Source organism: Microbacterium sp. SORGH_AS_0505 (assembly GCF_030818715.1).
GTDB lineage: Bacteria > Actinomycetota > Actinomycetes > Actinomycetales > Microbacteriaceae > Microbacterium.
This window is the reverse complement of sequence record NZ_JAUTAT010000001.1, coordinates 384,009-404,155: the sequence shown is the minus strand read 5'-3', so window position 1 is coordinate 404,155 and position 20,147 is coordinate 384,009. Positions and strand designations below refer to the sequence as shown.

18 protein-coding genes, 2 pseudogenes and 1 riboswitch are annotated in these 20,147 nt (G+C 71.2%); of the genes and pseudogenes, 11 read left to right on the top strand and 9 right to left on the bottom strand.

Going from position 1 to position 20,147, the window contains the following annotated elements; all coding sequences use genetic code 11:
- Positions 1-128: 128 nt before the first annotated feature.
- On the top strand, positions 129-1,136 hold the full coding sequence (locus QE428_RS02050; RefSeq protein WP_133400294.1) for a LacI family DNA-binding transcriptional regulator: 1,008 nt from the start codon (positions 129-131) through the stop codon (positions 1,134-1,136).
- Here the strand turns inward: QE428_RS02050 and QE428_RS02045 are convergent, their stop codons facing one another.
- On the bottom strand, positions 1,137-2,105 hold the full coding sequence (locus QE428_RS02045) for an acetylxylan esterase (RefSeq protein WP_307462547.1): 969 nt from the start codon (positions 2,103-2,105) through the stop codon (positions 1,137-1,139).
- A 114-nt stretch (positions 2,106-2,219) separates the two neighbouring features.
- Between QE428_RS02045 and QE428_RS02040 the strand changes: the two genes are divergently transcribed.
- Positions 2,220-4,436, top strand: a complete 2,217-nt coding sequence (locus QE428_RS02040; protein WP_307462544.1) for an NADP-dependent isocitrate dehydrogenase — start codon at positions 2,220-2,222, stop codon at positions 4,434-4,436.
- 62 nt (positions 4,437-4,498) lie between these two features.
- Here the strand turns inward: QE428_RS02040 and QE428_RS02035 are convergent, their stop codons facing one another.
- On the bottom strand, positions 4,499-4,951 hold the full coding sequence (locus QE428_RS02035) for a GNAT family N-acetyltransferase (RefSeq protein ID WP_091356275.1): 453 nt from the start codon (positions 4,949-4,951) through the stop codon (positions 4,499-4,501).
- Positions 4,952-5,014: 63 nt separating this feature from the next.
- Positions 5,015-5,668, bottom strand: coding sequence for a L,D-transpeptidase (locus QE428_RS02030; protein WP_307462541.1), 654 nt, complete (start codon positions 5,666-5,668; stop codon positions 5,015-5,017).
- 77 nt (positions 5,669-5,745) lie between these two features.
- On the opposite strand from QE428_RS02030, the gene QE428_RS02025 reads away from it, so the two are divergent.
- Complete coding sequence (locus tag QE428_RS02025; protein WP_307462539.1) at positions 5,746-5,925, top strand: hypothetical protein; 180 nt, start codon at positions 5,746-5,748, stop codon at positions 5,923-5,925.
- On the opposite strand, the pseudogene QE428_RS02020 reads toward QE428_RS02025, so the two are convergent.
- Together QE428_RS02020 and QE428_RS02015 are read right to left on the bottom strand one after the other, a co-directional pair.
- Positions 5,901-6,440: pseudogene (locus tag QE428_RS02020) on the bottom strand (hypothetical protein); the annotation flags it as partial. The gene QE428_RS02025 and the pseudogene QE428_RS02020 sit on opposite strands and share 25 nt — an antisense overlap.
- 112 nt (positions 6,441-6,552) lie before the next feature.
- On the bottom strand, positions 6,553-6,981 hold the full coding sequence (locus QE428_RS02015; protein WP_091356271.1) for a hypothetical protein: 429 nt from the start codon (positions 6,979-6,981) through the stop codon (positions 6,553-6,555).
- A 117-nt stretch (positions 6,982-7,098) separates the two neighbouring features.
- Here QE428_RS02015 and QE428_RS02010 point away from each other — a divergent pair, with 117 nt between their 5' ends.
- Positions 7,099-7,722, top strand: a complete 624-nt coding sequence (locus QE428_RS02010) for a hypothetical protein (protein WP_307462537.1) — start codon at positions 7,099-7,101, stop codon at positions 7,720-7,722.
- On the opposite strand, the gene QE428_RS02005 is transcribed toward QE428_RS02010, so the two are convergent.
- Positions 7,713-9,080 (bottom strand): FAD-binding oxidoreductase, encoded by a 1,368-nt coding sequence (locus tag QE428_RS02005; protein ID WP_133400291.1) that lies wholly within the window; start codon positions 9,078-9,080, stop codon positions 7,713-7,715. The genes QE428_RS02010 and QE428_RS02005 overlap by 10 nt on opposite strands.
- Positions 9,077-9,472 carry a YrdB family protein gene (locus QE428_RS02000; protein WP_091356265.1) on the bottom strand — a complete coding sequence of 132 codons (396 nt, stop codon included), beginning with the start codon at positions 9,470-9,472 and terminating at the stop codon, positions 9,077-9,079. The genes QE428_RS02005 and QE428_RS02000 overlap by 4 nt, the downstream gene beginning before the upstream one ends.
- A gap of 116 nt (positions 9,473-9,588) precedes the next feature.
- Here QE428_RS02000 and QE428_RS01995 point away from each other — a divergent pair, with 116 nt between their 5' ends.
- The 5 genes from QE428_RS01995 (at position 9,589) to QE428_RS01975 (ending at position 14,980) form a co-directional block, all read left to right on the top strand.
- On the top strand, positions 9,589-10,725 hold the full coding sequence (locus QE428_RS01995; protein ID WP_091356260.1) for an ROK family transcriptional regulator: 1,137 nt from the start codon (positions 9,589-9,591) through the stop codon (positions 10,723-10,725).
- Positions 10,726-10,820: 95 nt separating this feature from the next.
- Entirely contained in the window at positions 10,821-12,083 is a 1,263-nt protein-coding gene (locus QE428_RS01990; RefSeq protein WP_307462532.1) for an extracellular solute-binding protein, read from the top strand.
- A gap of 65 nt (positions 12,084-12,148) precedes the next feature.
- Positions 12,149-13,120: a carbohydrate ABC transporter permease gene (locus tag QE428_RS01985; RefSeq protein WP_307462530.1), complete on the top strand. Its 972-nt coding sequence runs from the start codon at positions 12,149-12,151 to the stop codon at positions 13,118-13,120.
- On the top strand, positions 13,117-14,079 hold the full coding sequence (locus QE428_RS01980; RefSeq protein WP_133400289.1) for a carbohydrate ABC transporter permease: 963 nt from the start codon (positions 13,117-13,119) through the stop codon (positions 14,077-14,079). Before QE428_RS01985 ends, QE428_RS01980 begins: the two co-directional genes overlap by 4 nt.
- 1 nt (position 14,080) lies before the next feature.
- A complete protein-coding gene (locus QE428_RS01975) occupies positions 14,081-14,980 on the top strand; it encodes an ROK family protein (RefSeq protein WP_133400288.1) in 900 nt (299 codons plus the stop codon).
- Between the two features lie 21 nt (positions 14,981-15,001).
- Here the strand turns inward: QE428_RS01975 and nagA are convergent.
- A pseudogene (gene nagA, locus QE428_RS01970) lies at positions 15,002-16,151 on the bottom strand (N-acetylglucosamine-6-phosphate deacetylase).
- The gene (locus QE428_RS01965; RefSeq protein ID WP_307462527.1) at positions 16,139-17,617 is read right to left on the bottom strand and encodes a family 20 glycosylhydrolase; all 1,479 of its coding nucleotides are present in this window, start codon (positions 17,615-17,617) and stop codon (positions 16,139-16,141) included. The pseudogene nagA and the gene QE428_RS01965 overlap by 13 nt, the downstream one beginning before the upstream one ends.
- A gap of 73 nt (positions 17,618-17,690) precedes the next feature.
- Positions 17,691-17,774: riboswitch (ZMP/ZTP riboswitch) on the top strand.
- 38 nt (positions 17,775-17,812) lie between these two features.
- Here QE428_RS01965 and glyA point away from each other — a divergent pair.
- Both glyA and QE428_RS01955 read left to right on the top strand, forming a co-directional pair.
- Complete coding sequence (gene glyA / locus QE428_RS01960; RefSeq protein WP_307462525.1) at positions 17,813-19,087, top strand: serine hydroxymethyltransferase; 1,275 nt, start codon at positions 17,813-17,815, stop codon at positions 19,085-19,087.
- Between the two features lie 124 nt (positions 19,088-19,211).
- On the top strand, positions 19,212-20,102 hold the full coding sequence (locus QE428_RS01955) for a bifunctional methylenetetrahydrofolate dehydrogenase/methenyltetrahydrofolate cyclohydrolase (RefSeq protein ID WP_307462524.1): 891 nt from the start codon (positions 19,212-19,214) through the stop codon (positions 20,100-20,102).
- The last annotated feature ends 45 nt before the right edge of the window (positions 20,103-20,147 follow it).

Below are 20,147 nucleotides of genomic sequence, written 5' to 3'. Positions count from 1 at the left end.
GTGATGTCGATTTGTCTCTGATCTCGTATTTATCAACCCGTATGACGGTCCATTCGCGGGTTGATGTCGCAGAAATGTCTATCGTCGTCATTTCGGTCGGACTGGTAGCCTGGCGCGGAGGAGGCACGATGACGGTGCAGCAACGGGCCACGCTGGACGATGTCGCACGTCTGGCCGGCGTCAGTTCGAAGACGGTCTCGCGCGTGTTCGCCCAACGCGAGCTCGTCGCCCCCCAGACGGTCGAACGCGTACTCGCCTCGGCGAAACGGCTGCGGTTCCGGCCCAACAGCCTCGCGCAGGGGCTCCGTCGAGGCGGGAGCCGTACGGTCGGCTTCATCATCGGCGAGCTGAGCAACCCGTTCTACTACAAGGTCGCCGCGGGCATCGAGAAGGAGCTCTCCGCCCACGGGTTCAGCCTCGTCGTCGCCACCACGGACGACACCGAGGAAGGGGAGGGCCGCGTGGCCGACGCGTTGCTGGCGCAGCGGGTCGGAGCGCTCCTGCTCATCCCGGTCGGCGAGGACCAGTCCTACCTCGAGGGCGAACGCCAACTGGGAACCCCGGTGATCGCGATCGACCGCCCGGCGCGCAACCTCGCGGCCGACTCGATCGTCCTCGACAACCGCGTCGCCGTCCTCGAGGCGACCCGGCGGCTGACGACGCGCGGTCACCGTCGCATCGCCTACGTCTGCAACCCGGCGTCCGTCTGGACGCAGTCCGAGCGGCTCGCGGGCTACCGGCAGGCGATGTCGGAGATCGGCGTCGACTCGGCCCGATGGGAGATGCTGGGCGACGACCTCACGATCCCGCCGCTCGATCTCGTCCAGCGTCTCTGGCGGGAGGATGCGGCGCCCACCGCGATCATCGCCGGGAACAACCGGGTGACGGTCGGCGCACTCCGCGCCCTGCGAGCGCGCGGCGACGAGCAGACGGCACTGATCGGCTTCGACGACTTCGACACGGCCGACGTCCTCGGCGTCTCGGTGATCTCCTACGACCCGCTCGAACTCGGCAGACGCGCGGCGACGCTCGCGATGGAGCGGATCGGGGACCCCTCGGGCTTCGTGCGCCAGATCACGCTGCCGACGTGGATCATCGAGCGAGGAACGGGCGAGCGCCCGCCCGCGGACGGCTGATCAGATCCGCGCCGCGAGGAACTCCGCCTGCCGCTGCCACTGGTAGGCCTGACCGCCCTCGTGCTCATTGAAGGGGAACACCTCGATCTCCTTGTCCGCTCCCGCCCAGGCGTTGAACGCCGCGAACACGGTCGACGGCGGGCAGATCGGGTCGAGCAGGGCGACGGAGAAGAGGGATGCCGCCTGCGCCCGCGCCGCGAAGCTCACCCCGTCGAAGTACGACAGGGTCTCGAAGACGCGCTCCTCCGCACCGCGGTGGACTGCGAGGTAACGGGCCACCTCCTCATAGGGGTCGCGCCCGGTCATGCCCACGGCTCGCTCGAAGTGGCAGAGGAACGGGACGTCGGGCATCGCCGCGACGAGGTCGTCGCTGAGCGCAGCCGCAGCGATCGCGATGCCGCCGCCCTGGCTGCCGCCGCAGACGGCGACGCGGGAGGCATCCACCTCGGGAAGGGAGCGCACCGCGTCGATCGCCCGCACCGCGTCGGTGAAGACGCGACGGTAGTAGTAGGTCTCCGGGTCGTCGATGCCCCGCGTCATGAACCCCGGGAACGCCGGTCCGGCACCGTGCGGATCGGGGGTCGCGCCGCCCGATCCCCAGGCGCTGCCCTGACCGCGGGTGTCCATGAAGAAGTGCGCGTATCCGGATGCCGCCCACCCGAGGCGTTCGAAGGGGAGGCCGCGGCCCCCGCCGTACCCGTTGAACTCGACGACCGCGGGCAGGGCACCGTCGCGCTGGGCCGGAAGCAGCAGCCATCCCTTCACCGGGTCGCCGGCGAACCCGGGGAAGGTGACGTCGAAGGCGTCGATCCCGCGGAGAGGGGTCTCGATCGGGGTGACGACGGGTGATCCGCCCGCCTCCCGTGCACCGGCGACGGTGCTCGACCAGAAGTCGTCGAAGTCCGCGGGGATGCGGATCTCGGGGCGGTAGTCGCGGAGGTCGGACAGGGGCAGATCGAAGCGCGGCACGGCCTCACCCTAGCGGTCGGCGGTCACGGCTGGAGATATCTCGACATCGAGAGAAACCGGGGCGGTGCGATACGCTGAGGAGCATCCGCGACGCCCTTTTCTTGGAGACGACACGTGCCTGATTCCACCATCATCTACACCTACACCGACGAGGCCCCCGCGCTGGCGACGGCGTCCTTCCTGCCGATCGTCGAGGCGTTCGCAGGCAAGGCGGGCGTCGGCATCGACACGCGCGACATCTCGCTCGCGGGCCGCATCCTCGCCCTGTTCCCCGAGAAGCTCACCGCTGAGCAGCAGGTGGGCGACGCGCTCGCCGAGCTCGGGGCCCTCGCGACCCAGCCCGAGGCCAACATCATCAAGCTGCCGAACATCTCGGCATCCATCCCGCAGTTGAAGGCCGCGATCGCCGAGCTGCAGGCCGCCGGCTACGACGTGCCGAACTACCCGGACGAGCCGAAGGACGACGCCGAGAAGGACCTCCGCGCGCGCTACGACCGCGTCAAGGGGTCGGCGGTCAACCCCGTCCTGCGCGAGGGCAACAGCGACCGTCGCGCGCCCCTCTCGGTGAAGAACTACGCCCGCAAGCACCCGCACCGCAACAAGCCCTTCGCCGACGGCAGCAAGACCCGCGTCGCGACCCTGGGGCACGACGACTTCGCGTCGAACGAGGCCTCCACGGTCCTCGAGGGCGACGACGTCCTGTCGGTCCGTTTCACGGGCGAAGACGGCACCGTGACGGAACTCAAGTCCGGCCTGAAGGTCCTCGCCGGCGAGGTCGTCGATGCGACGTTCCTCTCGGCGACCGCACTCGACGCGTTCCTCGCCGACACCGTCGCACAGGCGCAGGCGGAGGACGTGCTCTACTCCGTGCACCTCAAGGCCACCATGATGAAGGTCAGCGACCCGATCATCTTCGGTCACGTCGTCCGCGCATTCTTCGCCGACGTGTTCTCGCGCTTCGGCGACACGCTCGCGGCGGCGGGGCTCACTCCCAACGACGGGCTCGGCGCGATCCTCGCCGGTCTCGCCCACGTCGAGGGCGGCGAGGAGATCCGCGCGGCGTTCGATGCGGCGATCGCCGCCGGCCCGCGGCTGTCGTACGTCAACTCCGACAAGGGCATCACGAACCTGCACGTCCCGTCCGACGTGATCGTGGACGCCTCGATGCCGGCGCTCATCCGCAACGGCGGCAAGTTGTGGGGCGCCGACGGCGGCGAGGCCGACACGATCGCCGTGATCCCGGACTCCTCCTACGCCGGGGTCTACCAGGCGACCATCGACGACGTGATCGCGAACGGTCCCCTCGACCCCGCCACGATCGGCTCCGTGCCGAACGTCGGCCTCATGGCGCAGGCCGCCGAGGAGTACGGCTCGCACGACAAGACGTTCGAGATCTCCGCGGCGGGCACCGTCGAGGTCGTCTCGGCCGCCGGCGAGGTCCTCCTCTCGCACGCCGTGCAGCCGGGAGACATCTGGCGCGCGACCCAGACCAAGGACATCGCGATCCGCGACTGGGTGAAGCTCGCCGTCACGCGCGCCCGCGCGACCGGCGATCCGGCCGTGTTCTGGCTCGACGAGAGCCGTGCCCACGACGCGAACCTCATCGCCAAGGTGAAGGCCTACCTCGCCGACCACGACACCGAGGGGCTCACGATCGAGATCCTCGCGCCGGCCGACGCGACCCGGTACTCGCTCGAGCGCATCCGCCGCGGCGAGGACACCATCTCGGTCACCGGCAACGTGCTCCGCGACTACCTGACCGACCTGTTCCCGATCCTCGAGGTCGGCACGAGCGCCAAGATGCTCTCGATCGTCCCGCTGCTCGCCGGCGGCGGACTGTTCGAGACCGGTGCGGGCGGCTCCGCCCCGAAGCACGTGCAGCAGCTCGTGGAGGAGAACTACCTCCGGTGGGACTCCCTGGGTGAGTTCTTCGCGCTGGCGGCATCCTTCGAGCACCTCGCCGATTACACCGGCAACGCGCACGCCAAGGTCCTCGCCGATACGTTGGACGCTGCCACCGGCACCTTCCTCGAGGAGAACAAGTCGCCCGGCCGCGCCCTCGGCACGATCGACAATCGCGGCAGCCACTTCTACCTGGCCACCTACTGGGCGCAGGAGCTCGCCCGTCAGACGGCCGACGCCGAGCTGGCTGCGGCGTTCGCCCCGGTCGCCGAGGCGCTCACCTCGAACGAGGAGACGATCGTCGCCGAGCTGGTCGCCGTCCAGGGTTCGCCCGCCGAGATCGGCGGGTACTACCGTCCCGACACCGCGCTGGTCGAGAAGGTCATGCGCCCGTCGGCGACGCTGAACGCAATCATCGACGGACTCTGATCCGACGGACGGATGCCCCGGCCGCGAAAGCGGGCCGGGGCATCCGTGCGTTGGGGGGAGTGTCAGAGACGGATCTGCGCGACGACCTCGCCGTACTCGGTCTCGTCGACGGGGGTGAAGCCGACGCGGCGGAAGAACGCGTCGGGTCCGCCCTCGCCGGCTTCGTAGATCACGTTCACGTGATCGAAGCCGCGGGCGCGCGCCTCGTCGACGAGCTGGTCGACGGCGTAGCGACCGACGCCGCGGCCCTGATCGTCGGCATCCACGTTGATCCGCCACAGAACCGAGCGGAAGTGCTCGTGCGGGGCGTCCTCGTCGAAGCCGGCGCTCACGAAACCGACGACCTCGTCGCCGTCGAGGATCACTCGCTGCCACGACGTGGCGGGATCGACGACGGTCGCTGCGATCGCATAGCTCTCGGGTGCGATGAAGCGTTCCTGGCCCGGCTTGAGCGAGAGGGTGTTCACGGCGACGATCGTCGACGCCGACAGTTCTTCCACGCGGAGGTCAGCCATGAGCACAGGCTAACCGTGATCGGTGTCCTGCGCACAGGACGGATGCCGAGGATCCGGAATGTGTCAGGCGTGGATCCAGACGTCGCCGCCGTCGGGCATCCAGTCGTACAGCTTCTTCGCGAGGGCGGGCGGCATGTTGACGCAGCCGGCGCTCATCTGGTTACCGAAGTTGTCGTGCCAGTACGCGCCGTGGAAGGCCTGATTGCCGTTGAAGTACATGACCCAGGGGACGTCGGGCTGCGTGTACTTCGAGCCCGTGTCGCGCGACGTGCCCTTCATGTCCTGGAGCGGGGTGCGCCATCCGATCGAGTAGTGACCCTGATAGGTGACGGCGCCGTCCCGGCCGCTCGAGATGAGCCAGGTGTCGACGACCTTGCCGTTCTCCTTGAGGTACAGGCGCTGCTCTCCGAGATCCACTTCGGCCAGGCGGACGGTGCTGACCGTGCTGCGCGCCGTGACATCGGCAGCCAGATCGTACGAGGCATCGCCGGCGGCGAGCTGGTCGGCGAAGTCGCGCGCCACATTCGACGTGTCGCCCAGCGCTCGGCCGTCCTGCCCCTCGACCAGCGTCGCGAGAACCGTTCCGGCCTCGTTCGAGAGGACGTTCGCGTCGACCGGGTCCTGGTTGACCTGGTCGGGAAGGGTGTCGACGGCGGTCTGGATCGCTGCGGCATCCACCCTGAAGGAGAACGTGCCGGTCTCGTCGGGCTGCCACATCCACCCACGACGCGAGCGTGTCGGCGGTCACGGGGACGGCGCGGTCGTCGCCCACGTAGAAGCCCGCCTCGGCGATCATGTCGTTCAGGCTCGAGGCGGTCGTCTCGGCCGCGGCCGTCGTGACGACGGAGGCGACGGCTTCCGGGGTGGGGTCGACGGTCGCCGTGCCGGCGCCCGTCGTCAGGGCCGACTGGAGGGCGCCGCGCACGGCGTCGAGCGAGACGCCCGTCCCGTCGACGGCAGGCGTCACCGCATAAGCGCCGTCCTGGAACGTCACCGCAGCGGGAGTCGGGTCGGTGTAGGCGTCGGGCAGGGCCGCGCGCAGCGCATTCGCCGCCCGGTCGGCGTCGAGGCTCACGTCGGGGGTGCCGTACTCGGCGAACCACGCGGTCACGTTCCACATCGGGCTGCCCGCGAACGCCGCGTCCGCCAGAGCTGAGGCGTCGACGGTCGCACCGAGGTCGGCGGCCGAAACGGTGGGACCGCCTTCACCGAGGGTCACCTCGATGTCGGCCAGGCGGGACGAGATCGACTCCGCCGCTGCACCGGACGTCTGTCCCCCGACAGGAACGCCGGCTGCGGTCGTGCCCGGTGCGATCAGGACGAGCGAGCACACGGTCGCCGCGGCCACGACGGCGGCTGCCGGGACGCCGATCTTCAGCCACAGGCGGCGGGGCTTGCGGGCCGGCTCGGTGGGCGCCCAGCGCACGTCGACGGGGGCGTCGGAGACGACGGTGGCGTCGGCGTCCTGGCGTGTGATGGTCTCGGACATCGATCTCCCCCGAGCTGCTGCCCGGCGTCCCGGACGCCACGGGGATCCGGGGTCTCGTCGCCAGGGCGAATGTCGCTTCACAAAAGGGTACGCGACCAGGGGTGCGTCCGGCTCACCGCGCGCACAGATCGTGATATTCGGAGACGCCGGAACGGATGCGGTCGGTCGCCTCGCCGAGACCCGTGACGCCGTCGAGGTCGCCGTCCGCGGCGGCGGAGGTCGCCGTCGCGAGGACGTCGAACCCCGACCGGAGGTCGGCGACGACGGCGGCCACACGGGCGTTGTGGATCGACGGCGCGAGCTCCTCCAACTGCGCGCGGACGCTCGCGGTGGCGTTCGCGGCGGTGGACGGGTCGGTGGCATCCGCATCGGCGAACGCCGTCATCGCATCGTCGACGGCGGTGGCGACGGCCTCGCATGCGGAGGCGACACTCTGCTTCTCGCCGTGGTGGTCCGCGGGTGAACACGCCGCGCAGACGGCGGCGACGCATCCGGCGGTCAGGAACACGCCGACGGCGCGGGCGGAGCGGGATGCGGACACGTCGGGCCTCCTCGGGGTCGGGACCGTTCGAGCCTGCCACGGCTTCGCTGGAGGAACCGTGGACCCGGGTGTGCACGGCGGGTGGCATCGGCCGTCCTCCGGGCTTATGGTGTGCCCATGCAGCGCACAACGGTGTGGTCGTGGCTCTTCGGCGGGTTCCTGCTCCTCGGGCAGGGCCTCCTCGGGGTGCTCGCCGCCATCGCCGCCGGATCGGGGAACGCGGCGGCCGTGCCGTACGAGGTGGGGGCCGCCGTCCTCGCCGCCGGAGCCTGCGTCGTCTACGCCTTCGGGCTGCGGCCCGCGGACAGTGTGGTCGCACGCCGACCCGCCGGTATGGCGATACTGCTCGCCCTCGGAGGGTTCGTCCTCGTCCGCGCCGTCTGGTGGGCGGGGCCGACCGGGTACGCCGCGGGCCCCGCTGCGGAGCCGACGGCCGCGCTGGGTGCGATCGTCTCCTACATCCTCGCGATCGGCGGCGCGATCGCGATCCTGCGCATCGGTGTCATCCCTCGCCCCTGGAGCTGGATCCCGCTCGCGGCGATCACGCTCGGGTTGGGGCTCGCCGTCGTCTTCGCGGCCGTCACCATCGTCGCTCCCGGGATCGGAGGCCCCGTCGGCGTCCTCCCCGCGACCATTCCCGCGGTCGTCGGCATCGTGTCGATGGTGCTCGCCGTCACGACCCAGCCGGCACCGGATCGGGGATCGCGGACGCCGTCGGGCGCGGCCGTGCGTCACGGCTGAGCGGCGAACACCTTCCCGGGGTTGAGGATGCCGGCCGGGTCGAAGACCGTCTTGATCCCTCGCTGCAGGGTCCACTGATCCGCGCCGAGTTCGTCGGCGAGCCAGCGGCTCTTGAGGACGCCGATGCCGTGTTCGCCCGTCAGGGTGCCGCCGAGGGCGATGGCCGCGCGGAAAAGGGCATCCGCTGCCTGCCACACGCGCTCGGGAACCTCGTCCCCGTCGAAGACGAAGTTGGGATGCAGGTTGCCGTCGCCCGCGTGGCAGACGGTCGGGATAGTCAGGTCGTACTGCGCCTCGATGCGGGCGATCTCGTCGAACATCGCGGGGAGCGCGCTCCGCGGCACGGAGACGTCCTCGATGAGCGCCGTGCCGAGGCTCTCCATCGCCGGATGCATCGCGCGACGCACCGCCCACAGCTGCGCGGCTTCCGCGTCGTCGGCGGCAAGGCGGACCGCACCGCCGGCTGAGGTCAGGACGGCCGCGATCGCCGCCTGCTCCGCGGCGGCGGCGACGCCGTCGGTCTGCACCGTCAGCTGGGTCGCGCCGGGTGTCGGGGCGGGAAGGCCCAGGAGCGCATGCGCGGCCGCCAGGCTCACGGCATCCATCAGCTCCATGATCGCGGGCTGCGCGCCGGACGCGGTCACCGCCGCGGCGCCGGCGGCGGCCGTCCGGACGTCGGGGAACTGCGCGGTCACGGTGCGGGTCTCGCCGGGGACGAGACGGCGGAGCTTGAGGGTCGCGCCGACGACGACGCCGAGGGTCCCCTCGGATCCGATCATGAGCGCGGTGAGGTCGTATCCGGTGACCCCCTTCACGCTGCGGTGGCCCGTCGAGATGAGCCGGCCGTCGGCGAGGACGACGTCCAGGGCGAGGACGGCGTCGCGGACGACTCCGTACTTGGCGCACAGGAGCCCGCCCGCGCCCGTCGCGATGTTGCCACCGACGGTCGAGATCTCGCGGCTGGCCGGGTCGGGCGCCCACCATACGCCGTACGGCGCGAGAGCGCGCCCGAGGTCGGCGTTGAGGATGCCGGGCTCCACCACGGCGAGGAGGTCGTCGGGGCGGACCTCGAGGACGCGGTTCATGTCGCGCACCGACAGGGCGATCTCGCCCTCGCCGGTGTTCGCTCCGCCGGCGAGGCCCGTCCCGGCGCCGCGGGTCACGACCGGCGTTCCGGTCTCGGAGGCGATCCGCATCGTGGTCTGCACATCTGAGACGGATGCCGCGTGCACGACCGCGAGCGGCCGTCCGGCCGCGCGGTGACCCGACTTGTCCGCCCGGGCCGCATCGAGAGCCGCCGCCGACGTGTCGACGCGCTCGCCGAGCGCATCGCGGAGGAGGGCGGCGACGTCGGTCACGACAGGCGTCGGCGTCCCGCGAGGACGCCGACCACGACGGCAACCACCGCGAAGCCGAGTCCGATCCAGGCCTGCCCCGCGCTCCACCAGGCGATCGTCGCCGACAGGTAGATGAGCAGTTCGACGAGTCCGCGCACGAAGGGGTGCACGCGGATGACGGCGCGCGGCGAGGCGAACAGGCCCCACACGATGAGCGTCGCGAGGGGCGCGGCGATGCCGAAGACGATGTTCCAGGGGAGCTCCCACGCGGTGAAGCCCCAGATGGCGAGCGACGCGACCGCGAACAGGGTGCACAGGAAGCTGAGGAGATCGAGGGCCGACAGCCTCTCGGCACGGGCGGCCGGTGCGGGCTCCGCGGGTCGTTCGGGCCGGACGTGGGGGAGCTCGGACATGCCTCGATTCTACGGGGGCGGCGGCGGCGACCGGAGTGTAACGAGTTTGTTAAGACTGCTTGCAAATAGGGGGCGGGCACTTGCGTGGTGACTATTGGTAAGGCTTACTAACAAACATGCCGACGCCGACCCGATCCGCCGCCGTAACCCGTTCCAGACGCGCCGCGGGCAAGATCCTTCCGGAGCACGCCCGGGCGCACAACCGCGCGCTCGTGCTGCAGTCGCTCTTCTCCGAGGGTGCGATGAGCCGGGCCGACCTCGCGCGTGAGACCGGGCTGACGAGGGTCACCGTGTCGGACCTCGTCGGGTCGCTCATGGACGACGGGTACGTCGTCGAGCGGGGTCTGCGGGAGGCATCCGGTCCCGGAAAGCCCGCCATCCTCGTGGACATCGCCCGCGACGGTCACCGCATCGTCGGGCTCGATCTGTCGGGCAGCGAGAGCTTTCTCGGCGCGGTGCTCACCCTCGACGGCGAGATCGTCGCGCGACACAGCGTCCCCGTCCCCGCACGCCCGTCCGACGTCCTCGAGGCGATCATCGGCCTCGCTCGCACGGTCGTGGCCGACGCCCATGCGCCCGTCCTGGGGCTCGGCGTCGGGACTCCCGGCGTCGTGGACGACCGCGGCGTCGTCCTCGCCGCACCCGGGTTCGGCTGGTCGGATCTGGACCTCGCCGCAGCCCTCGAGGCGGAGGTCGGACTCCCCGTACTCGTCGCCAACGACGCGAACGCCGCGGTCCTCGCCGAGCACACGTTCGGCGGCGCCGGCGACGACGTGATCCTCGTGCGCGTCGGCCGCGGTGTCGGTGCGGGCCTGCTGACCGGGGGAGAGCCGCTCGCCGGCGCCCGCTTCGCCGCCGGCGAGATCGGTCACGTCACCGTCGGCACAGACGGCGGTCCCGCCTGCGCCTGCGGCAAGATCGGATGCCTCGAAGCGTGGCTCGCGGTCCCCGCCCTCACCGCGCGTCTGGCCGCGACCGACGACCCCGACAGCGTCCTCCGCGACGCCGGGGAGCGACTCGGCATCGCCCTGGCGCCGATCGTCGGAGCGCTCGACCTTTCGGAGATCGCGCTCTCGGGGCCCGCCGACCTCCTCGGAGGGGCTCTCGCCGACGCCGCGGCGAAGACGGTCCGCACCCGCACCCTCGCCACGTTCCACGACGGGCTCCAGGTCCGCATGTCGACCCACAGCGAGGATATCGTCCTCCGCGGCGCGGCCGTCATGGTCCTGTCCGGCCGTCTCGGAGTCTCCTGATCCGCACCACCCGCACCACCCGCGTCACCCCCGCACCACCCGCATCCGCGACGGCTCGACCGGGCCGCCGCATCCCACACAGTGAAGGAACCGCTATGAAGAAGACCCTCGGAGCACTGTCGCTCCTCGGCGCGTCAGCCCTCGTCCTGTCCGGCTGCGCCGGCGGCGGCACACCCGCGAGCGGGAGCGCCGAAACCGGCGACCTGACCGTGTGGCTCGTCGGCACGGACACCCCGCAGGACGCGCGCGACTACCTGAAGAAGACGTTCGAAGACCAGAACGACGGCTGGACTCTCACGATCGAGGAGAAGACGTGGGCGGACACCGGTGAGGCGTACGTCGCGGCGCTCTCGTCCAACGACGCCCCCGACATCGTCGAGGTCGGCAACACGCAGGCGCCCGGGTTCATCTCGCAGGGCCTGTTCGCCGACCTCTCCGGCATCCAGGACGATCTCGGCGGCGACGACATGCTGAAGAGCTTCGTCGACCTCGGCTCCGAGGACGGCACCCTCTACGCAGCGCCGTACTACGCCGGATCGCGCGTCGTGTTCTATTCGCCCTCGACCTACTCGGGGGAGGTGCCCACGACGCTCGCCGATTACGTGAAGGCCGGCATCGATGGGACGACCGCGACGAAGTCGGGTATCTACGCCCCGGGCAAGGACTGGTACAACGCGCTGCCCTACATCTGGGCGAACGGCGGAGAGATCGCCACCCTCGACGGCGACCAGTGGGTCGGCGGCTTCTCGAGCGAAGGCGGGATCGCCGGCCTCGAGATGCTGCAGGACGTGTACACCAACGCGACGATCGCCCCCGCCGACTCCGACGAGGCCGACCCGCAGGTCCCGTTCTGCGCCGGTGAGGTCGGCTTCCTCTCCGCGCCCGCATGGGTCAAGTGGTCGATCCTCGCGGCGGCGGACGCCGAGGCTCCGGGGTGCCCCGACGAGGCCGGCAAGGACCTCGCGGCATTCGCGCTTCCCGGCATGACGGCAGGCGAGGTCGCGCCGGTGTTCGCGGGCGGCTCGAACATCGCGGTCGCCGCGAAGTCCGACGCCCAGGAGAAGGCGCAGGCGGCGCTGCAGGTCATCCTCTCGGAGGGCTACCAGAAGATCCTCGCCGAGAACGGATTGATCCCCGCGCGCACCTCGTTCGCGGAGTACCTGCCCGACGACGCCATCACCGCCGAGGCGGCGAAGGCCGCGGCATCCTCCAAGGCCGTCCCGGCCAGCCCCAAGTGGGCCGAGGTCGAGTCGGCCGGTGTCATCAAGGACGCCCTCGTGAAGATCGCGCAGGGAGGCGATGTCACCGAGATCGCCACCGCCCTCGACGGTCAGATCGAAGCGATCCTCAACTCCTGACCGGGCCGGTGCAGGGGGCGGTCACCGTCTCCTGCACCGCCGACCGACCTCTCACGGAGACGACGATGTCCGGAACACTCACCCGTCCGCGGCCGGGGACCTCGCCGCGCGACCGCCTCGCGTCGACAGCCCGCGCGCGCGGGCGTCGACGCAAGGACGGCGCGGCGGCGCTCACGCTGCTCGGCCCGTCGCTCGTGATCCTCGCGGTGATGGTGGGCTACCCCGCGGTCCTCATGGTCGTCCAGTCGTTCACCGACTACTCGATCCGCGACAAGGTGCAGGGGACCCTCCCCGACATCGTCGGCTTCGAGAACTACCTCGAGGTGTTCACCGCGTCGGACTTCCCGGCGGTGCTCGTCCGCAGCCTCGGACTCATGCTCGTCATGACGGTGTTGATCGTCGGGCTCGGCGCGCTCGTCGCGGTGCTGATGACCCGCCTGACCCGCGGCTGGCGGTTGCTCGTCTCGATCGGCCTGCTCCTCGCCTGGGCGATGCCGCCGCTGGCGGCGACCACCGTCTGGGGGTGGATCTTCGACGCGCAGTACGGACTCGTGAACTGGCTGTTCAACACCGTGACCGGCACGACCGACTTCACGAACCACTCCTGGCTGCTCGACCCGTGGTCGTTCTTCGTCGTCCTCACGATCATCGTCGTCTGGCAGGGCGTTCCGTTCGCGGCGTTCACGCTCTACGCCGCGCTCGGCCAGGTCCCCGGCGAGGTGCTCGAGGCCGCTTCGCTCGACGGTGCGACGGGCCTCCAGCGGTTCCGACTGGTCGTCTACCCCTACCTCCGTAACGTCGTCACGGTCGTCGTCGTCCTGCAGGTGATCTGGAACCTCCGCATCTTCACGCAGGTCTACACGCTGCAGCAGCGCGGCGGCCTCGTCTCCGAGACGAACGTCCTCGGCACCTACATCTTCCGGCAGGGGGTGGGGGAGTTCGGCGTCACGAGCGCGATCGGCGTGCTGACCGTCATCCTGCTGCTCGCCCTCTCGTGGGGTTACGTCCGCACGACCCTCAAGGAGGAGGAGCTGTGAGCACGCAGATCACCCCTGCCGCGCAGTTGTCCACGGTCGGCGTCGACGAGATCGCCGGCCCCGTCGGCGACGCCCGGACGCCCCTCCCCGGCTCGCTCGCCGCGCGACGGCGGCGCCGCTCGCCCGTCGGCCGCATCCTGCTCAACCTGGCTGCGCTGGTCGTGTTCGCCTGCTCCGTGTTCCCGGTGTACTGGATGCTGAACATGTCGTTCACGAGCGGCGAGTCGATCATCAGCCGTACGCCGAGCTTCCTGCCGCTGGACTTCACGCTCCGCAACTACGAGACGGCGTGGACACGGCCCGCAGCCCCCGGTCAGACCGACTTCGTGCACGGGCTCCTCAGCTCGAGCCTCGTCACCGTCGGCGTCCTCGTCGTCACCCTGCTCGTCGCGTTCCTCGCCTCGATCGCCGTGGCCCGCATCCGCTTCCGCGGACGTCGCTCCTTCATCGTCTCGGTACTCATCGTCCAGATGATCCCCGGTGAGGCGATGATGTTCACGATCTACGGGATGATCGACGACTGGCGTCTCATGAACACCCTCCTGGGCCTCGGGATCGTCTACGTCGCCGCGGTGGTCCCGTTCACCATCTGGACCCTGCGCGGCTTCGTCGCAGGAGTCCCCGTCGACCTCGAGGAGGCGGCCATGATCGACGGCTGCACGCGGTCGCAGGCGTTCTGGAAGGTCACGTTCCCGCTCCTCGCCCCGGGGCTGGTCGCGACCGGCGTGTTCGCCTTCATCCAGTCCTGGAACGAGTTCACGATGGCCCTCCTCCTGCTGCGCGGCCAGAACCTGACGTTGCCGCCGTGGCTGCTGTCGTTCCAGTCCGCGACCGAGGCGACCAACTGGGGGGCCGTGATGGCGGCATCCACCCTCATCTCGATCCCCGTGGTCGTGTTCTTCCTCATCGTGCAGGGACGGATGTCCGGTGGGCTCGTCTCCGGCGCTGTGAAGGGCTGAGATGCGCGTCGGAGTGGATGTCGGCGGGACGAAGACGCTCGCCGTCGCGGTGGACGAGGCCGGTCGCGTCCTCGGGGTCGAACGCCGTCCGACCGGCCGCGGTGCCGCCGCGGTCGTCGAGGGGATCGCGGCGGTCGTCGAGGTGCTCGCCGGCGGCCGAGAGCTCGACACCCTCGGCGTCGGCGTCCCCGGCCAGATCGCAGGGGACGGCGTCGTCCGTCACGCCCTCAACCTCGGTATCGCGGAGTTCGATCTGGCCGCGGCGCTCGCCGCACGGCTCGGACTCCGGCCCACGGTGGACAACGACGTGCGAGCCGCTGCCGTCGGGGCCCGAGCGCTCCTCCCGGGTGTCGATTCGCTCGCCTACCTCAACCTCGGGACGGGCGTCGCCGCGGGGATCGTCCGGGACGGGATGCCGTGGCGCGGCGCGCGGGGCGCGGCCGGGGAGATCGGGCATCTCAGCGTGGACCCCGCCGGTCCCGTCTGCCCCTGCGGGCAACGGGGCTGCATCGAGGCGCTCGCCGGAGGTGCTTCGGTCGCGGCGCGATGGGGGAGGCCCTCCGCGTTCCCGGTGGCCGACGTGTTCGACGCGGCCGCCGCCGGCGATCCGTTCGCCGAGTCGCTGCAGGCGGACGTCGTGCGCGGCGTGGCCGCCGCGGCGCAGCTTCTCGTCCTCACAGCAGACGTCGACGTCGTCGTGCTCGGCGGCGGGGTCTCGCACCTGGGGGAGCGGCTGCTCGGGCCGGTTCGCACGGCCCTGCGGGCCGCGGCATCCGGGTCGGCCTTCCTCGCCTCGCTCGATCTGGCGGACCGCGTCGCGCCGGTTCCGTCCGGCGCGCCGGTCGGCGCGGTCGGCGCGGCGCTCCTGGCGGAAGCCCCTGCCGGGGTCGTGCCGGGCTGAGCGTGGCGCGGACGCCGCGGCTCAGACCATCCCGCTGAAGACCCGCCGCACGCGGAGCCCGGCGTCCAGGATCACCGCGTCGGCGACGGACCCGACGGCGAGCGAGCCGAGTTCGGGCCGGCCGATCGCGCGCGCAGGAGTCGTCGTGAGGGCCGTGACGGCGTCGGGCAGCGCCACTCCCCGCGGCGACAGCGGTGCGGAGCGCGGCATCCTGTGTCAGCGTGGAACCCGCGATCGTGCCGTCGGCCAGGCGTGCGACGCGCGCCTCGACCGTCACCGGGAGCGACCCGAGCAGGTAGGTCCCGTTCGCCGCGCCGGCGGCGGCCATCGCGTCGGTGATGAGCGCGATGCGTCCGGGAGCTGCCGCGAACAGCATCCGGATGACGTCGGGGTGCACGTGTACTCCGTCGGCGATGACCTCGATCGTCACACGCGGGTCGCCGGTCGCGGCGCCGACGGGGCCGGGGGCGCGGTGATGGAGTCCCGGCATCGCGTTGAACGCGTGGGTGAGGACGGTGGCGCCCGCATCGAACGCGCGGCGGGTGGCCTCGACGTCGGCGTCCGTGTGACCGACCGCGACGACGACGCCGGCCGCGGCGAACTGCGCGATCGCCTCGTGTCCGCCCGGTAGCTCGGGCGCGAGTGTCACCTGTACGAGCGATCCGCGGGCCGCCTCGATCAGTGCCGCGACGGTCTCGGGCTCGGGGTCGAGCAGCAGCGCCGGATCGTGTGCGCCGTGGTGCCCCGGGTCGAGGAAGGGGCCCTCGAGGTGCGCGCCGAGGACCGAGGCATCCGCTTCGGCGAGGTCGGCGATCGCACCGAGGCGGGCCGCGAGGTCGGCAGGTGAGCCGGCGACCAGCGAGATGACGGCGCGCGTCGTGCCGTGCGCGCGGTGGGCTGTCCGGGCCATGCGGATCGCCTCGACGCCCTCCTCGTGCGCGCGGCCGCCGCCGCCGTGCCCGTGCAGGTCGACGAAGCCGGGCGTCAGCACGGCGTCCGCCCCGGCGACCGCGCCCGCGTCGACGACCTCGTCGGCGTCGAGCGCTCGCCACGATCCGCCGGTGCCGGATGCCGCGACCCGGCCCGCCTCGATGCGGATCCACGCGTCGGGGGTCTCCGTGCCCGCATCGATCAGCCGGGCGGAGTGGATGATGCGGGTCACGTCGTCCACGTGACCTCCGCGACTGCGGGGAAGCGGATGCCGAGCGAGGTCCACAGCGGCCCGAGCCCGCCGACCCGCGCCCGGAACGAACCCCACGTGCGCTCCGATCCGGCTGGTGCGGACCAGGCGATCTCCGCCGCCGCTGCGATGCGCGGGAACGCGAGCGCGTCGATGTCGGCGAGGCTCGCGACCGTCTCGGTCCACAAGGGTGCCTCGATCCCGAGGATCGCGTTCTCGGGGAGGCCGTCGACGACCTCGGTCGGCTCCCACGAGTACGCGCGCTCGAGGCTCGTGGGTCCGTTCGCCCAGGTGAGTCCGAGGGGCGCGTCGTCGGTCGGCTTCATGTCGAGGTAGATCGCGTCGGCGGGAGAGAGGATGACACGACCGCCGCGCTCGGCGAAGGCGCGGGCGTGCTCCGGTGCGGCATCCGTCGGCATGACGAAGCCCCAGTACTGGCCGATCGTGCCGGGAGCCAGGCCCGCGGCGGCGCCGGCCTCGTGCCAGGCGATCGGCGTCTTGCCGAGGTCGGCGATCACGGTGCTCGCGCGGGCGACGAAGTGCGCGAAGTCCTCGGGCGTCGTCCCGTGGGACTCGTCGCCGCCGAAGTGCAGCCACGGTCCCGGGGTGAGCTCGGCGAGCTCGGCGAAGACGTCGCGCACGAACGCGTAGGTGGCGTCGTCGTGCACGCGGAGCGACGAGAAGCCGACCGCGGTGCCGGTGTAGGGCTCGCCGGCGACCGGGATCGCGCCCTCGGTGATGACGTCGGTGACGGGTGCTTCGGCGATCTCGGGATACGCGAGGGCGACGGCGTGCGTGTGTCCCGGCATGTCGAACTCGGGGACGACGGTCATGTGACGGGATGCCGCGTACGCGACGATCGCGCGGTAGTCGTCGCGCGTGTAGAAGCCTCCGGGAGCCCCGTCGACCGCCGTCGCCGATGCCCTCTCGGTGAGCTCGGGACGCGATCGCAGTTCGAGCCGCCAGCCCTGGTCGTCCGACAGGTGCAGGTGCAGGACGTTGAACTTCAGCGATGCGGCCCGGTCGATGTACGCCGTCACCGTGTCGACCGCGTGGAAGTGCCGGGCCACATCGAGCATCACCCCGCGGTAGGCGAAGCGCGGGGCGTCCGCGATGCGGACAGCCGGCACCACCCAGCGCTCGCCGTCACGGCGGACGAGCTGCACGAGCGTCTGCACGCCGTAGAACAGGCCCGCGGCATCCGCTCCCGTGATCCGGATACCGGTGGTCTCGACCTCGAGGGTGTACGACTCCGTCGGGCCACCGTCCTGCACGGCGAGCGAGATGGCGTCGCCGTCCGGCAGGTCGATGCCCGTGCGCGCGGCGACGATCGACCGGAGGGCGGTCGCGGCATCCGGATCGCCCCACAGACCGGCGCGCGACAGGTCGAAGGCGGGTGCGTCCGCGACGTCGACGTCGACGTCCGCGGGGAAGGGCACGAGGGGGAGGGGGAGCATGTCCGCCGCCGATCTGTAAGGTGTCCTAACAAAACCGATCGCGCCAGCCTATCAGCGGCCTCATCCGTTATGCTCGCAGTGTCGCGACTGGCGTTGAGGTGGGCTACCACCGGGGAGCGATTGACACGGCATTCGACCGCGCGCCTGGGCCGATGCGAGATTCCTCATCCCGAAAGCCGTCGTCAGGAGATCGTCATGACCGATTCGCTGTTCAACGCCCCCCTCTCCGAGGTCGATCCCGAGATCGCCGATGTGCTCGAGCGGGAGCTCGACCGTCAGCGCGGGTTCCTCGAGATGATCGCCTCCGAGAACTTCGTTCCCGTCTCGGTGCTGCAGTCGCAGGGCTCCGTCCTCACCAACAAGTACGCCGAGGGCTACCCCGGCCGCCGCTACTACGGCGGCTGCGAGGTCGTCGACGTCGCCGAGGAGCTGGCGATCGAGCGCGCCAAGGCGCTGTTCGGTGCCGGGTTCGCCAACGTCCAGCCCCACTCGGGTGCGTCGGCCAATGCCGCCGTCCTCCACGCGATCGCCCGTCCCGGCGACACGCTGCTCGGCCTCTCGCTCGACCACGGCGGCCACCTCACGCACGGCATGAAGATCAACTTCTCGGGCCGCCTGTACGACATCGTCGCGTACGGCGTCGACGCCGAGACCTCGCTCGTCGACATGGACGAGGTCCGCCGTCTCGCGGTCGAGCACAAGCCGAAGGTCATCATCGCCGGTTGGTCCGCCTACCCGCGCCAGCTCGACTTCGCCGCCTTCCGCGCGATCGCCGACGAGGTCGGCGCGCTCCTCTGGGTCGACATGGCGCACTTCGCCGGTCTCGTCGCCGCGGGCCTGCACCCGTCGCCCATCCCGCACGCGCACGTCGTCTCGACCACCGTGCACAAGACGATCGGCGGCCCGCGCTCGGGCCTCATCCTCACGAACGACGCCGACATCGCGAAGAAGATCAACACCGCCGTCTTCCCCGGCCAGCAGGGCGGCCCCCTCATGCACGTGATCGCCGCCAAGGCCACCGCGTTCAAGCTCGCGATGACCCCCGAGTTCAAGGAGCGTCAGGAGCGCACGCTCCGCGGAGCGGCGATCCTCGCCGACCGCCTCACGCAGGACGACGTGAAGGCAGCCGGTGTCGCGGTGCGCTCCGGCGGCACCGACGTGCACCTCGTGCTCGTCGACCTGCGCGACGCGGCGATCGACGGCAAGCAGGCCGAGGACCTGCTGCACGACATCCGGATCACCGTCAACCGCAACGCGGTGCCGAACGACCCGCGCCCGCCGATGGTCACCTCGGGGCTCCGCATCGGCACGCCCGCGCTCGCGACCCGCGGTTTCGGCGACGCCGAGTTCACCGAAGTCGCCGACGTCATCGCGCTCGCGCTGCTGCCGGGCGCCGACCACGAGGCGCTCCGCGCGCGCGTCGCCAAGCTCGCCGATGCGTTCCCGCTCTACCCGAGCCTCCAGCAGTGACCGCCGGCATCCGGCCCCTCCTCCGCCCGCGAGACTGCACGCACGCCGCGAGACAGTGGTCCCGGACCGCAGTCTCGAGCTTCGGGTGCAGTCTCGCGGTCGAGGGGCGACGACAGGAGGCATCATGACCGCGCAGATCCTCGACGGGAAGGCGGCCTCGGCCGCGATCAAGACCGAGCTCGCCGAGCGCGTCGCCGTGCTGAAGGAGCACGGCGTGACGCCTGGGATCGCCACCGTGCTCGTGGGGGCGGACCCGGCATCGCAGCTCTACGTCGGCATGAAGCACCGGCAGTCCGAGGCGATCGGAATGAACTCGATCCAGCGCGAGCTGCCCGCCGACGCGGCGCAGCAGCAGGTCGAGGCGCTGATCGACGAGCTCAACGCCGACCCCGCCTGCCACGGCTACATCGTGCAGCTGCCGCTGCCGAAGCACCTCGACACCGACCGCATCCTCGAGCGGATCGATCCCGAGAAGGATGCCGACGGCCTCCACCCGACGAACCTCGGTCGCCTGGTGCTCAACGTCAACACGCCGATCACGTCGCCGCTGCCCTGCACGCCCCGCGGCGTCATCGAGCTGCTGGTGCGCAACGGCTACGACCTGGCGGGCAAGCACGTCGTCGTCGTCGGCCGCGGAGTCACGATCGGCCGGTCGATCGGTCTGCTGCTCACGCGCCGCGAGTACAACGCGACCGTCACGCTCACCCACACCGGGACGACCGACCTCGGCGCGCATCTGCGCGAGGCCGACGTCATCGTCGCCGCGGCGGGCGTCAAGCACATCGTCACGGCCGAGCACGTGAAGCCCGGTGCGGCCGTCCTCGACGTCGGCGTCACCCGCGAGGACGACCCCGAGACCGGCAAGAGCCGCGTCTACGGCGACGTCCACCCGGATGTCGCCGAGGTCGCGGGCTGGGTCTCGCCGAACCCCGGGGGTGTCGGACCGATGACCGTCGCGCTGCTCATGACCAACGTGGTCGAGGTTGCCGAGCGCGCGGCGGGGCTGCGGGTCTGAGGCTTCTCACGACCTCAGCCGTTCGCGGACGGGCCGTTCGCGGAC

Excerpts from the sequence above, each read along its gene's own strand:
- QE428_RS01985 (WP_307462530.1), top strand. The coding sequence starts at position 12,149 with ATGTCCGGAACACTCACCCGTCCGCGGCCGGGGACCTCGCCGCGCGAC.
- QE428_RS02025 (WP_307462539.1), top strand. The coding sequence starts at position 5,746 with ATGTCGTTCAGGCTCGAGGCGGTCGTCTCGGCCGCGGCCGTCGTGACG.
- QE428_RS02010 (WP_307462537.1), top strand. The coding sequence starts at position 7,099 with ATGCAGCGCACAACGGTGTGGTCGTGGCTCTTCGGCGGGTTCCTGCTC.
- glyA (WP_307462525.1), top strand. The coding sequence starts at position 17,813 with ATGACCGATTCGCTGTTCAACGCCCCCCTCTCCGAGGTCGATCCCGAG.
- QE428_RS01955 (WP_307462524.1), top strand. The coding sequence starts at position 19,212 with ATGACCGCGCAGATCCTCGACGGGAAGGCGGCCTCGGCCGCGATCAAG.
- QE428_RS02000 (WP_091356265.1), bottom strand. The coding sequence starts at position 9,472 with ATGTCCGAGCTCCCCCACGTCCGGCCCGAACGACCCGCGGAGCCCGCA.
- QE428_RS02050 (WP_133400294.1), top strand. The coding sequence starts at position 129 with ATGACGGTGCAGCAACGGGCCACGCTGGACGATGTCGCACGTCTGGCC.
- QE428_RS01990 (WP_307462532.1), top strand. The coding sequence starts at position 10,821 with ATGAAGAAGACCCTCGGAGCACTGTCGCTCCTCGGCGCGTCAGCCCTC.
- QE428_RS02030 (WP_307462541.1), bottom strand. The coding sequence starts at position 5,668 with ATGTGGCAGCCCGACGAGACCGGCACGTTCTCCTTCAGGGTGGATGCC.
- QE428_RS01975 (WP_133400288.1), top strand. The coding sequence starts at position 14,081 with ATGCGCGTCGGAGTGGATGTCGGCGGGACGAAGACGCTCGCCGTCGCG.
- QE428_RS01965 (WP_307462527.1), bottom strand. The coding sequence starts at position 17,617 with ATGCTCCCCCTCCCCCTCGTGCCCTTCCCCGCGGACGTCGACGTCGAC.
- QE428_RS01995 (WP_091356260.1), top strand. The coding sequence starts at position 9,589 with ATGCCGACGCCGACCCGATCCGCCGCCGTAACCCGTTCCAGACGCGCC.
- QE428_RS02035 (WP_091356275.1), bottom strand. The coding sequence starts at position 4,951 with ATGGCTGACCTCCGCGTGGAAGAACTGTCGGCGTCGACGATCGTCGCC.